Source organism: Saliniferula longa, from assembly GCF_050789285.1.
Lineage (GTDB): Bacteria > Pseudomonadota > Alphaproteobacteria > Rhodobacterales > Rhodobacteraceae > CAVPWP01.
Genome location: NZ_JBOUVX010000001.1, coordinates 1,025,924 through 1,038,667, shown reverse-complemented (window position 1 = coordinate 1,038,667; position 12,744 = coordinate 1,025,924). Strand labels below are relative to the sequence as shown.

The 12,744-nt window shown below is 68.9% G+C and carries 9 protein-coding genes; 4 read left to right on the top strand and 5 right to left on the bottom strand.

The features are described 5' to 3' along the window. Nucleotides 1-51: 51 nt before the first annotated feature. Complete coding sequence (locus ACRDNQ_RS04850) at nt 52-2,259, top strand: CHASE2 domain-containing protein (protein ID WP_431827502.1); 2,208 nt, start codon at nt 52-54, stop codon at nt 2,257-2,259. On the opposite strand, the gene ACRDNQ_RS04845 is transcribed toward ACRDNQ_RS04850, so the two are convergent. Further along, entirely contained in the window at nt 2,232-2,627 is a 396-nt protein-coding gene (locus ACRDNQ_RS04845; protein ID WP_431827501.1) for a DUF3307 domain-containing protein, read from the bottom strand. The two genes, ACRDNQ_RS04850 and ACRDNQ_RS04845, sit on opposite strands and share 28 nt — an antisense overlap. 267 nt (nt 2,628-2,894) lie before the next feature. Here ACRDNQ_RS04845 and ACRDNQ_RS04840 point away from each other — a divergent pair, with 267 nt between their 5' ends. Then, nucleotides 2,895-5,069, top strand: coding sequence for a cyclic nucleotide-binding domain-containing protein (locus tag ACRDNQ_RS04840; protein WP_431827500.1), 2,175 nt, complete (start codon nt 2,895-2,897; stop codon nt 5,067-5,069). Nucleotides 5,070-5,076: 7 nt separating this feature from the next. Here the strand turns inward: ACRDNQ_RS04840 and ACRDNQ_RS04835 are convergent, their stop codons facing one another. From ACRDNQ_RS04835 to ACRDNQ_RS04820, 4 genes are read right to left on the bottom strand one after another with little or no spacing between them, the layout of a single operon-like run. Continuing rightward, nucleotides 5,077-6,351: an ABC transporter permease gene (locus ACRDNQ_RS04835; RefSeq protein WP_431827499.1), complete on the bottom strand. Its 1,275-nt coding sequence runs from the start codon at nt 6,349-6,351 to the stop codon at nt 5,077-5,079. Then, entirely contained in the window at nt 6,348-7,493 is a 1,146-nt protein-coding gene (locus ACRDNQ_RS04830; protein WP_431827498.1) for an ABC transporter permease, read from the bottom strand. Before ACRDNQ_RS04830 ends, ACRDNQ_RS04835 begins: the two co-directional genes overlap by 4 nt. Then, nucleotides 7,490-9,001, bottom strand: a complete 1,512-nt coding sequence (locus tag ACRDNQ_RS04825; RefSeq protein WP_431827497.1) for an ABC transporter ATP-binding protein — start codon at nt 8,999-9,001, stop codon at nt 7,490-7,492. Before ACRDNQ_RS04825 ends, ACRDNQ_RS04830 begins: the two co-directional genes overlap by 4 nt. A 13-nt stretch (nt 9,002-9,014) precedes the next feature. Continuing rightward, nucleotides 9,015-10,040, bottom strand: coding sequence for a BMP family lipoprotein (locus tag ACRDNQ_RS04820; RefSeq protein WP_431827496.1), 1,026 nt, complete (start codon nt 10,038-10,040; stop codon nt 9,015-9,017). Nucleotides 10,041-10,300: 260 nt separating this feature from the next. Here ACRDNQ_RS04820 and ACRDNQ_RS04815 point away from each other — a divergent pair, with 260 nt between their 5' ends. After that, nucleotides 10,301-11,461: a Gfo/Idh/MocA family protein gene (locus tag ACRDNQ_RS04815; RefSeq protein ID WP_431827495.1), complete on the top strand. Its 1,161-nt coding sequence runs from the start codon at nt 10,301-10,303 to the stop codon at nt 11,459-11,461. Nucleotides 11,462-11,464: 3 nt separating this feature from the next. Further along, nucleotides 11,465-12,625 (top strand): dihydrodipicolinate synthase family protein, encoded by a 1,161-nt coding sequence (locus ACRDNQ_RS04810; protein WP_431827494.1) that lies wholly within the window; start codon nt 11,465-11,467, stop codon nt 12,623-12,625. Nucleotides 12,626-12,744 lie beyond the last annotated feature (119 nt).

Genomic DNA, 12,744 nt, shown 5'->3' with positions numbered 1-12,744 from the left:
TGAGGGCGCGGCCACGCGACCCGCGCCCGGCAAGGCCAGGGGGCTGATCCCATGCGCCGTCTGGTTCTGCTTGTCGCCCTGGGACTTCTGGCCGCGCTGGTGGCCGTGCGCGCGGCCGATCCCTGGCCGGTCAAAGCGGTGCGCGAAAGCTATTTCGACCTGCTGCAGCGCCTGGCGCCGCGGCAGCTTGAGCCCGGCATCCCGGTGCGCGTCATCGACATCGACGAGGCCTCGCTCGCCGCGCTGGGACAGTGGCCCTGGCCGCGCTACCGGATGGCCGAGATCGTCGAGCGGCTGACCGCTCTGGGCGCGGCCTCGGTCAGTTTCGACGTGATCTTCGCCGAACCCGACCGCCTGTCCGCGGCGCGGCTGGTCGATGACCCGCTGGTGCGGGCGGCCGCGGGGTCGGCGCCCTGGCTGGAAAGCCTGGCGTCGGTCGACAACGACCGCGTCTTCGCCGATGCGATGCTGCAGGGCTTCGTCAGCCTCGGCACGGCCTCGGCCGGCGCGGCGGGCAGCACCGATACGCGCACGCTTGCAGGCTTCGTCGAGGTCGGACCGGCGCCGTCGGCCTATCTGGCGCAGATGCCGACCACGACCCCCATCGTGCCGATGCTGGAAGAGGCCGCGCTTGGGCTTGGCGCCATCAACGTAAGCCCCGAGGGCAACGATTCCGGCATCGTGCGCACGGTGCCGCTGGTCTGGGCGGGCCCGAACGGTCCGATCCCGGCGCTGGCGGTCGAGGCGATCCGCCTGGCGTTGGGGGAATCCACCTATGTCCTGATGGGCAACGAGGACACGAGCGGGCTGAGCTTCCTGCGGGTGGCGGGCTACGACATCCCCACCGACGACGACGGGCAACTGCGCGTCCGCTATCGCCGCGACGACCCGTCGCTTTATGTCTCGGCGGTCGATCTTTTGAACCCGGAGCTGACCGAGGCGCTTCTGCCCGCGATCGAGGGGCATGTCGTGCTGATCGGCACCTCGGCGGCCGGGCTTCTCGACATCCGCACCACGGCGCTGGGCGAATCCGTGCCCGGCGTGTCGATCCACGCGCAGATCATCGAGCAGATCCTGACCGACACCTACCTGATCCGCTCGGACCTGATCGGCGGGTTCGAGATCCTCGCGCTGATCCTGATCGGCGTGATCGTATCGGTGGTGATGGCGGTCACGACGGCGGGCGGATCGCTTCTTGCGGGGACCTCGGCGGGCGCGCTTCTGCTGTCGTCGAGCTGGTTCATGTTCAACCGCATGGGCGTGCTCTTCGACGTGACCTTTCCGATGCTGGGCGGGTTTCTGGCCTTTTCGGGCCTTGCGATGCTTCAGTTCGTCGCCTCGGACCGCGAGAAGCGCCTGATCCGGCGGTCCTTCTCGAAGTACGTCTCGGAAGACGTCCTGGGCGAGATCGAGAAGCGGGGACACAGCCTCGAGCTTGGCGGCGAGGTGCGCGAGGTCACGATCCTGTTCAGCGACATCCGCGGCTTCACGCCGCTGAGCGAATCCATGCCCGCGCATGATCTGGTGGCGCTGCTCAACGCGCTGTTCACCGATCTGACGGACGAGATCCTGAAGACCCGCGGCACGATCGACAAGTATGTCGGCGATTCGATCATGGCGTTCTGGAACGCGCCGCTCGACATGCCCGATCACCCGGTCGCGGCCTGCCGGGCGACGCTGGCGATGCGCGCGGCGCTTGCGCGCTTCAACGCGGCGCGCCAGGCGCAGGGTCTGCGCACGATCGACGTGGCCTTCGGCCTTGCCTCGGGTAGCGCCTGCGTGGGCAACATGGGGTCGCGGGCGCGCTACAACTATTCGGTGATCGGCGAGACCGTGAACCAGGCGGCGCGGATCGAGGCCAACTGCCGCCATGTGGCCTTCGACATCCTCGTCAGCGACGAGGTGGCGCGCGCGGTGCCGGGGTTCGCGATGCTCGAGGCCGGCGATCTGGCCCTGAAGGGGGTGAGCGACCGCATCCCGGTGGCAATCGCCGTGGGCGACGAGGCCATGGCCGCAAGCCCAGCCTTCGTGCGCCTGCGCGAGATGCATGGCGCCCTTCTGGCCGGCCTTGCGTCCGGGCAGGACGATGCCGAACTCAGGGCGCGCTGCGCCGAGGCGGGCGAGGCGCTGTGCCCCGGTCTGGCGGGCTTTTACGACAGGCTGCCGGGGCGGATCGCGGACTTCATCGCCGACGCGCCCGGCGGCGACGCGGTGTCAGGCCGCCCCGCGCGTCAAAGCGGCAGGCTGGCCGCCCAGTAACCCGCCATGGCAAGGTAGGTCGCCTGGTGCAGCCCCTGGTCGACCCCGGTGGCATACCAGAACTTCGCGTCCTTCGGCGTCCACGCATAGCGCCGCACGACGTTGTCCTTGGTCCAGTCGATATGGTAATGCACCACCGCCTCGCCGATCAGCAGGACCGACAGCGCGGCAAGACCCGGAAGCCCCATGATCGCGACGGCCGCAAGACTGCCGGCCGCATGTACCGCGACATGCAGCAGCCCCCCGGGGTGCCCGTAGATCCAGCGGTTCGAGATGATGTAGGGCGACTGGAAGACGAAGTCCGCAAGGACGTGTTTCAGCTGAAGTAACGCCAGTAGACCCAGCGTCGGAACAAGGACGTCTCTCACTCGCACCTTTCCTTTGCCTGTATGTTTTTCGGCACACAAGCACATGTTGGACCGCGATGCACCCCGCGGCGCGGCCTTTGTCGGCAGGGTGACGCAAGGGAAGCACGACAGACACGACGCCGCCATGCGCCGCCGCGCCGGACGCCCCCGCAAGGCCCCCATGTCCCGACGAGAAAAGCCAAAGCGGATTAACGGTTTACAGATCGCCCTGCGCGCTTATGCTGTGACCCCCGAAGACGCCTTGAACAAGACACGAGGGACCGACGATTGGCGACCGAACCTGCCGCAGGGCCAGGTCTGCTTCGCGCCGCCGGGACCGGCGTCCTTGTCGCGCTGATGTCGCTGGCCTTCTCGATGTCCTATGCGGCGGTGGTGTTCAGCGGCCCGCTTGCGCCCTTCCGGGACGCCGGCATCTCGATGGCGGTCTTCGGCAGCGCGGTCTATGCCTTCGCCTCGGCCCTGTCCGGGTCGGTGCCGGGAACGTGGTGGGGCAACCAGGCCTCGCCCGTCGTGCTGGTCGCCCTGGCCGCGTCCGGGATCGCGGCGGCGCTGGCGGACGCGGCGCCGGCCACCCTGTTCGCCACCGTGGCGGTCTTCACCGCGCTGTCGACCTTCGTCGCGGGCCTTGCCATCTTCCTGATCGGGCGGGCACGCCTTGGCCAGCAGGCACGGTTCATCCCCTACCCGGTGATCGGCGGCTTCCTGGCGGCGACCGGCTATTTCCTTCTCGAAGGCGGGATCGAGCTTGTGACCGGCGCGCCCCTTGGCCTTGCGTCGCTTGCCGATCCCGCGGCGCTTTTCCGGTGGGGTCCCCTTGTGATTGCTGGGGCGGGCATGATGCTGGCGTCGCGCTGGCTTGGCCCGTCGGCGACGCTGCTTGGCGGCGTGGCGCTGTATCTGCTTGGCTTCGCGGCCTTCCTTGCGTTCAACGGGCTGGGCCTGGCCGAGGCGGCGTCGATGGGCCTACTTCTGGGCGGGCCGGGCGACGGGACCGGGATCGTGCTGGCGCTGTCCGAGGCCGGCCGGGCGGATTTCGCCGCAGTCACGGGGCAGGTCTGGACGATCGGGGCGATCGCCTTTCTGACCATCCTCGGCATCGTGATGAGCGTCTCGGCCCTTGAGGTGCAGATGGGCCGGTCCTTCGACCTTGACCGCGAGATGACGCGCGCGGGGCTGGCCAGCATGGCCGCCTCGGCCGGCTGCGGCTTCGTGGGCTTTCATTCGGTGTCGGTCTATCAGCTGAGCCGCGCGCTGGTGCGGGTGCCGGTGCCCGCCATCGGGCTGACAGCCGGGGCGGTGATCGTGGCGGTGCTGTGGGGCGGGCTTGGCTATGTCGCCTTCGTGCCCAAGGGGGCGATCGCGCTGATCCTCGTCTTTCTGGGGATCGAGTTCCTGTGGCACTGGCTGGTGGTCGCGCGGCGGTCGATGCCGCGGATCGACTTCGCCATCGTGGCGACGATCCTTGCAACGGCGATCGCCTTCGATTTCGTCGTGGCGATCATCCTGGGAACGATCGCGGCTTCGGTGCTGTTCACGCTGGCCTATTCCCGGGTGGACGTGGTGCGCAACCGGGTCTCGGGCCGGCTGCGCCTGTCGCCGACCGAGCGCCCCGAACGCGATATCGCGACGCTTGTGGCCAAGGGCGAGCAGACGCTGATCTTCGAGTTGCAGGGGTTCCTGTTCTTCGGCACGGCGAACGGCCTGTTCGAGCGCGTCAGCGCCGAGATCACCCGCCCTGGCGCAAGCATCCATCACCTGCTGATCGATTTCCGCCGGGTCAGCGGGCTGGATGTCTCGGCCTCCTTCGCGCTGGGGCGGCTGGTCGACCTTGCGGTGCAACGCGGCGTTCAGGTCGGGTTCACCGGCGTCTCGGACCGGCTGCGCGACACGCTGGGCCCGCTCGCCGGGCACGCGGGACTTGCGCTTTATCCGACCCTTGCCGACGGCTTGCAGCGGGCCGAGGACGACCTGCTGGCCGGCGGCGACGGGACCGAGGGGGGCGGCCACGACGACCCGATGTCCGCCTTCGGCGCGCTTTTGGCCGAGGCGACGGCGCGCGGGTTGCCGCTGGTCGAGGAACGTGCCGCGCTTGGCGCCGGCGGGGTGCTTTACGCCCAGGGCGATCCGGGCGACGACCTGGCCTATCTGGCAGAAGGGCGCCTGTCGGCCTGGATCACCCAGGCCGACGGAAGCCGGGCGCGGGTGGCAAGCTTCCTGCCCGGCGCCGTCGTGGGCGAGATCGCCTTCGCCGCCGGCACCAGCCGGACCGCCAGCGTGGTCGCGGACGAACCTTCGGTCATCCTGCGCGTCTCGCGCGGCTCGCTCGAACGGGCGGCGGCCGAGGACCCGGCCCTTGCCGCGCGCTTCCAGGCGGCGATCGCCCGGCTTCTGGCCGAACGCCTGGGGCGAACGACGGCGCTTGTCTTCGCGATGGACGCCTGAGGCGGGATCACTCTTCCTTGACGTAGGGCTTGCCGTCCGCGGCCGGCGGCTTCGCCCGCCCGACCAGCCCCGCAACGACCACGATGGTGGCGATGTAGGGCGCCATGGCCAGGAACTCGGACGGGATCGGCGTGCCCAGAAGTGCGAGCTTCTGCTGAAGCGAATCCGCGAAGCCGAACACGAGCGCGGCGGCCAGCGCGCCCACCGGGTGCCAGCGTCCGAAGATCATCGCGGCAAGCCCGATGAAGCCGCGCCCGCCGGTCATGTTCTCGTCGAAGCGGCCGACCGAGCCCAGCGTGAACCAGGCGCCCCCGAAGCCCGCCACCATGCCGCCCAGCGTCACGTTGAGATAGCGGATGCGATAGACGTTGACGCCAAGGGTATCGGCGGCGCGGGGGTGTTCGCCCACCGCGCGGGTGCGCAGGCCGATCCGCGTGTGGAAAAGGTAGTAGGTCGCGACCGCGACCATCACCAGCGCGCCGTAGACGAAGATATTCTGCTGGAAGAGCGTCGGCCCGATCACCGGAATGTCCGAAAGGATCGGGATGGGGATCGCGCGAAAGACGGGGGCGTTGTTCAGCCATCGCGCCTCGGCGAAGACCTGGCTTGAGACATAGGACGTAAGCCCAAGCACGAAGAGGTTGATCACCACGCCCGCGATGATCTGATCCATCCGGTAGGTGACGACCAGAAGTGCCAGGATGAAGCCGAAAAGCCCGCCGATGGCGACCGCGGCGGCAAGCCCGCCGATCCCGCCCAGCACCGAGCCGACCAGCGCGCCGGTGAAGGCGCCGGCCAGCAGCATCCCCTCGATCGCGATGTTCACCACGCCCGAACGTTCGCAGAGCGTGCCGGCGAGCCCCCCCAGCGCGATCGGCACCGCGCGCACGACCGTGGCCTGCAACATGCCCGTCAGCGAAAAGGACTTGCCCGCCGTCGCCCAGACCAGAAAGGCGAAGACCGCAAGCGCCAGGCCCAGGCCCAGCGACAGCCCGGTCCAGCGCCCGCCGCCGCGCAGGAACTGCCGCGCGCCCAGAAAGGCGAGGATCGCCGAGGCAGCATAGGCGAAGGGCGCGGCCGGCACGACCAGCGGCCCGATCGGCAGGGCGTCGGTCGGGCGGGTCAGGTTGAAGGTCGCGACCCCCTCGCTCCCGCCGCCGAAGACCCAGGCCACGAAGGCAGAGAGCAGCAGCAGGATCACGCCCACCACGCGGGTCTGGCGCATCCGCACCGGGTCGGCCGCGCCGGGGGTGCCGAAGCCGGGGGTTGCGACGTCGGTCATCGCGCCCCTCCTCCGTTCCGCCGGAAGCCCCAGGGGAACAGCGCCCGGACCAGCAGCGGCGCCGCGATGAAGACGATGATGAGCGACTGGATGATGCCGATCAGGTCGACGCTGACGCCCGCGTCGACCTGCATCTGCCGCCCGCCGGCCTCGAGCGCGCCGAAGAGAAGCCCCGCGAAGAGCACCCCCACCGGGTGCGACCGCCCCAACAGGGCCACCGCGATGGCATCGAACCCGATCCCGGCCGAGAAGCCCGGCGATGCCCGGCCCAGCACCCCCAGCACCTGGTTGGCGCCCGCAAGCCCCGCCAGCGCGCCCGCCGCCGCCATGGCCGCGACGATGATGACGCCCGCCCGGATGCCGGCATAGCGCGCCGCGTCGGGATTGGCGCCGCTGGCGCGGAACTCGAACCCAAGCCGCGTGCGGTAGATGACGAACCAGACCAGCGCGACGCAGGCCAGCATCAGGAAGACCCCGGCATGCAGCCTGAGGTTCGGGTCGATCGCCGACAGAAGTCGCGGCAGGCCCGCCCCGTCGGGCACCGATTTCGAGATCGGGTCCGAGCGCCCTTCGCGCTGCACATAGGGCAGGCGCAGGAGGTAGTCGAGAATGCGGTAGGACGTGAGGTTGAGCATGATCGTGGTGATCACCTCGTGCGCGCCAGTGACCGCCCGAAGCACCCCCGCGATCGAGGCGTAGGCGGCGCCCACCGCCGCGCCGACCAGAAGGCAGAGCGGCAGCAGAAGCCCCGCGGGAAGACCCGCGAAGGTGAAGCCCGCGATCACCGCCGCGATGCCACCCATCAGAAGCTGCCCCTCGGCCCCGATGTTGAACAGCCCGGCCTGGAACCCCAGCGCCAGGCCCAGGCCGCAGATCACAAGCGGAATCGCCGACGTCACGGTTTCCGACAGCGCGTTGACCGAGCCAAGCGACCCGCGCAGGAGCGCGACGTAGGACTGGCCCACAGTCGCCGGATCGACCCCTGTCGCCAGCATCACGAGCGCGCCTAGGATCAACGCCACGATCACGGCGAAGACCGGGACGACCACCAGATCCTCGAAGCGCGCCCGGCCCGGCGCGGCGCGGGTCAAGAGCGCCTGCACGGCCTCGTCGACGCGGGCGTTGGCGTCAGACAGGCTCATGCCGCCGCCCCCGCCATCGCAAGACCCACACGCCCCCGGTCGGCCGCCCCGCCGGCATTGTCGAACTCGGCCACGATGCGGCCCTTGAACATGACGAGGACGCGGTCGGACAGGCCCAGGATCTCGTCGAGTTCGGACGACACGATCAGCACACCGTCGCCTTCGTCGCGCGCGGCGACAAGGCGGGCATGGATGTATTCGATCGAACCCACGTCAAGGCCGCGGGTCGGTTGCGCGGCGATCACCAGCTTGGTGTCGCGCATCAGTTCGCGGGCGACGATCAGCTTCTGCTGGTTGCCGCCCGACAGCGCCCGCGCCTCGAGAAAGACCGACGGCGTGCGCACGTCGAAGTCCACCGCGTTGCGCGCGGCGCGGCGCTCGACCTCGGGCCAGTCGATGACGGGTCCCTTCGCGTAGGGCGGGCCGTAATAGCTGTCGAGCACCATGTTCTCGGCCACGCTGAAGCTGCCGATCAGGCCCATGCGCTGACGGTCCTCGGGGATATGGGCGATGCCCATGCGATGGCGCGCGCGGGGACTGGCCCCGGTGATGTCCTGCCCCTGGTAGCGCACGCTGCCCGAAAGGGCGGGCGAAAGCCCGGTCAGACATTCGACCAGCGCGGACTGGCCGTTGCCCTGAACGCCGGCGATGCCCACGATCTCGCCGCTGTGCACGGTCAGCGACAGGGTGTCGACCGTGGTCTTGCCGTCCTCGCCCAGAACGGTGAGGTCGGCGACCTCGAGGATCGGCTCGCCCGGGGCGCGCGGCGCCTTCTCGACGTCGAAATGAACCGGGCGGCCGACCATCATCACGGCCAGGCTTTCCGGCGTCATCTCTCCGGGGCGTCCGCCGCCGACGATGCGGCCGGCGCGCAGCACCGAGATGCGGTCCGCGATCTCGAGGATCTCGCGCAGCTTGTGGGTGATGAAGACGATGGCCTTGCCCTGATCGCGCAGGCCCCTGACGATGCCGAAGAACTCGTCGACCTCCTGCGGGGTCAGAACGGCCGTGGGTTCATCGAGGATCAGCACCTCGGCCTCGCGGAAGAGGACCTTGATGATCTCGACCCGCTGCTGAAGGCCAACGGGCAGATCCTCGATCCGGGTGTCGGGGTCGACTTCCAGCCCGTAGGTCTGGTTGATCGTGCGCACCTGCGCGCGCGCACGCCCAAGGTCAAGGCGGTCGAACCGCCCGGTCGGTTCCACCCCCAGCACCACGTTTTCGGCCACCGTGAAGACCGGCACGAGCATGAAGTGCTGGTGCACCATGCCGATTCCGGCCGCGATCGAATCGCCCGGGCCGGCGAAGCTGACCGGGCGGCCATCGACGCGGATCTCGCCCGCGTCGGGCCGGTAAAGGCCCGACAGCACGTTCATCAGCGTCGACTTGCCGGCGCCGTTTTCACCGAGCAGGCCAAGGACCTCGCCGCCGCGGATCGACAGATCGACCTCTTCGTTGGCCGTCACCGGCCCGAAGCGCTTCGTGATCCCGATCAGGTCGATGTCCAAGGGGCCCTGCCGGTCAGTTCACGGACAACTCGCCCGCGACGATGGCCTCGCGGATGGCGTCGAGTTCGGCCTTGAGACCCTCGGGCACGGCGCCCTCGAAATCGTGGAAGGGGGCAAGGCCGACGCCGCCATTGGCCAGAGTGCCGACGATCACCCCGCCTTCGAAACTGCCGTCCATCGCGGCCTTGATCACGTTGAACACGGTGGCATCCATGTTCTTCATGATCGAGGTCAGATAGACATCGCCCCTTTCGGGGTCGGTCAGGTAAAGATCGGCGTCGACGCCGATGATCTTCAGCGCCTCGGTGCCCAGTTCATTCGCCAGAGCGGCCGAACCAAGGCCCACGGGCCCCGCGACCGGAAGCACGATGTCGGCGCCCTCGTCATAAAGGTTCTGTGCGAAAGCCCGGCCGTCGTCGAGCGACTCGAAGTTGTTGGTGAACAGCCCCTCGCGCGTGTCGGGGTTCCAGCCCAGGACGCGCACCTCGGTACCTTTGGTGGCGTTGTGATGCGCCACGCCGCGCGCGAAGCCGTCCATGAAGATCGTCACCGGCGGGATGTTGATCCCGCCGAAGGTGCCGACGATGCCCGACTTGGTCATTCCGGCCGACAGGTAGCCCGCAAGGAAGGCGGCTTCGTCGGTGGCATAGACCTGGCCCAGCACGTTCGGGATCGGCGGGTCATAGGCGAAGTCGACGATCGAGAACTTCTGGTCGGGGTTGGCCTCGGCGGCGGTCTTGGTCGCATCGCCCAGAAGGAAGCCCACCGTCACGATGATGTCGCAGCCCCCGCCCAGAAGCGAGTTGATGTTCGCCTCATAGTCGGTCTCGGCCTGGCTTTCGAGGAAGCGCCCTTCGATCCCAAGCCCGGACATCGCGTCCTGAACCCCCTTCCAGGCAGTCTGGTTGAAGCTGTTGTCGTCGATCCCGCCGGTGTCGGTGACCTGGCAGGCGGTGAAGGCGGCCGCGCCCTGCGGGGCAAAGGCCGCCAGCCCCGCGGCGATGGCCGCGGCAAGCGTGTTCAGGCGAAATGCATGCATCGTTCCCTCCTCCCGGTTCCGCAGGCTGGGCCGGCGCGCGACGGATGGCGCGCCAGGGCCGCATCGACCCCGCGGGCGTCCGTGACGGACGCTCGATCGAAGGCTAGGGGCCCGGTCCTGGACCCGCATTGACCGCCGTCAACGCCGCCCGGACCCCCGCCCGCGCGGCCCTCCGAACAAGGGTGGCGAAGGATGTTCCAAGTGGCTTGCCATACTTGCTACTAACAAGTAAGTAACATGGCTAAGCACAGGGAGGAGTGATGAAAATGGCGCAAGCTGCCCGCATCGGAATCATCATGCACGGCGTCACCGGACGCATGGGCCTGAACCAGCATCTTGTCCGCTCGGTGCTGGCCATCCGCAAGGAGGGCGGCGTGCTTCTGTCGGACGGACGGCGCGTCCTTCCCGACCCGATCATCGTCGGCCGCAACGCCGCCAAGATCGAAGCCCTGGCCCGGCGCCTTGGCATCGAGCGGTGGAGCGCCGACCTCGACGCGGCCCTCGCGAACCCCGACGACACGATCTTTTTCGACGCCGCCTCGACCAAGCTGCGGCCGGGGCTTCTGAAGAAGGCCATCGACGCGGGCAAGCATGTCTATTCCGAGAAGCCCGTGTCGGAAGGGCTGACAGAGGCGGTCGAGATCGCGCGCTATGCCAAGGCGAAGGGCGTGAAGAACGGCATCGTCCACGACAAGCTCGACCTGCCCGGCCTGCGCAAGCTGAAGCGGCTGCGCGATTCAGGCTTCTTCGGGCGCATCCTCTCGGTGAAGGGCGATTTCGGTTACTGGGTGTTCGAGGGCGACTGGATGCCCGCGCAGCGTCCGTCGTGGAACTATCGCGCCGCGGACGGCGGCGGCATCGTGTCGGACATGCTGTGCCATTGGCGCTATGTGCTCGACAACGTCGTGGCGCCGGTGCGGTCGGTGATGTGCACCACCGCGACCCACATCCCCAAGCGCTGGGACGAGGCCGGCGCGCCCTATGAGGCCACCGCCGACGATGCGGCCTACGCGACCTTCCTTCTGGACGGCGACATCATCGCCCAGATCAACTCGAGCTGGTGCACCCGCGTGCGCCGCGACGACCTTGTCACCTTCCAGATCGACGGCACGCATGGCTCGGCCGTGGCCGGGCTGCATCGCTGCTTCTCGCAGCATCGCGTGAACACCCCGAAGCCCGTCTGGAACCCCGACGAACCGCAGACGATGGACTTCTTCTCGGACTGGGAGGAAGTGCCCGACAACCAGGTCTTCGACAACGGCTTCAAGGTCCAGTGGGAGCAGTTCCTGCGCCACGTGCTGGAGGACGGGCCGTGGAGCTATACCCTGACCGAAGGCGCCAAGGGCGTGCAGCTGGCCGAAGCCGGCTATCAAAGCGCGCGGGAACGCCGCTGGGTCGACCTTCCGGACCTGAAGATCTGAGCCATGGCACGCGTGATCCTTCCCACCGCCGACCGCCACCTCGAGACCTTCGAGATCGCCGCCGGTCCCACCCCCACCCCCGGCGCTGCCCCGTGGACACGCACGGCCTATGCCGCGGCGCATGTCGTGGCCGATCCGCTGGCCGACGCCTCGCCCTGGCTGGATTGCGCGGTCGACTGGGACCGGACTCTGGCCTTTCGCCGCCACCTCTGGTCGCTGGGGTTCGGCGTGGCCGAGGCGATGGACACCGCGCAGCGCGGCATGGGGATGGACTGGCCCACCTCGCTTGACCTGATCCGGCGCAGCGTGGCGGAAGCGAAGGCGGATGGGCACCTCATCGCCTGCGGCGCGGGCACCGATCACCTGGCCCCCGCACCCGACCTTTCGATCGACGACGTGATCGCGGCCTACGAGCACCAGTGCGAGGCGGTCGAGGCCACCGGCGGGCGCGTGATCCTGATGGCCTCGCGCGCGCTGGCGGCGATCGCGCGCGGACCCGAGGACTACCAGCGCGTCTATGATCGGGTGCTGTCAGGGCTGGCGCAGCCCGCGATCCTGCACTGGCTGGGCGAGATGTTCGACCCCGCGCTGAAAGGCTATTGGGGATCGGCCGACCACGCCGCAGCGATGGACGCCTGCCTTGACGTGATCGCGGCCAATGCCGCGAAGGTCGACGGCATCAAGATCTCGCTTCTCTCGGCGGAAAAGGAGGTGGCGATGCGCCGCCGCCTGCCCGAAGGCGTGCGGATGTACACCGGCGACGACTTCAACTACCCCGACCTGATCGAAGGCGATGCAACGGGCTTCTCGCACGCGCTTCTGGGGATCTTCGATCCGATCGCCGGGGCGGCCGCGCGGGCCTTGTCCGCGCTTGCCACGGGTGACCGCGCGGCCTATCGCGCCGCCTTCGATCCCACGGTGCCGCTGTCGCGCCATGTCTTCCAGGCGCCCACGCGCTTTTACAAGACCGGGGTGGTCTTCCTGGCCTATCTCAACGGCCACCAGGACCATTTCACGATGCTGGGCGGGCAGGAAAGCGCGCGCTCGACCCTGCATCTGGCCGACATCGTGCGGCTGGGCAGCGCGGCGGGCCTGTTCCCCGACCCCGACCTGGCCGCACGGCGCGCGGCGGCGGCGATGGCGGTTCGGGGCGTCGCCGGCTGACGCGCGGCCACGCCAGACCCCGACCGCCCAGCGCAAGCCTTCCGAAAGGGGGGCCTTTCCGGCATTCGCCCGCCCGCCTGAACCGCCACATAACCGACTGTAAACAAATAAAAACGAGC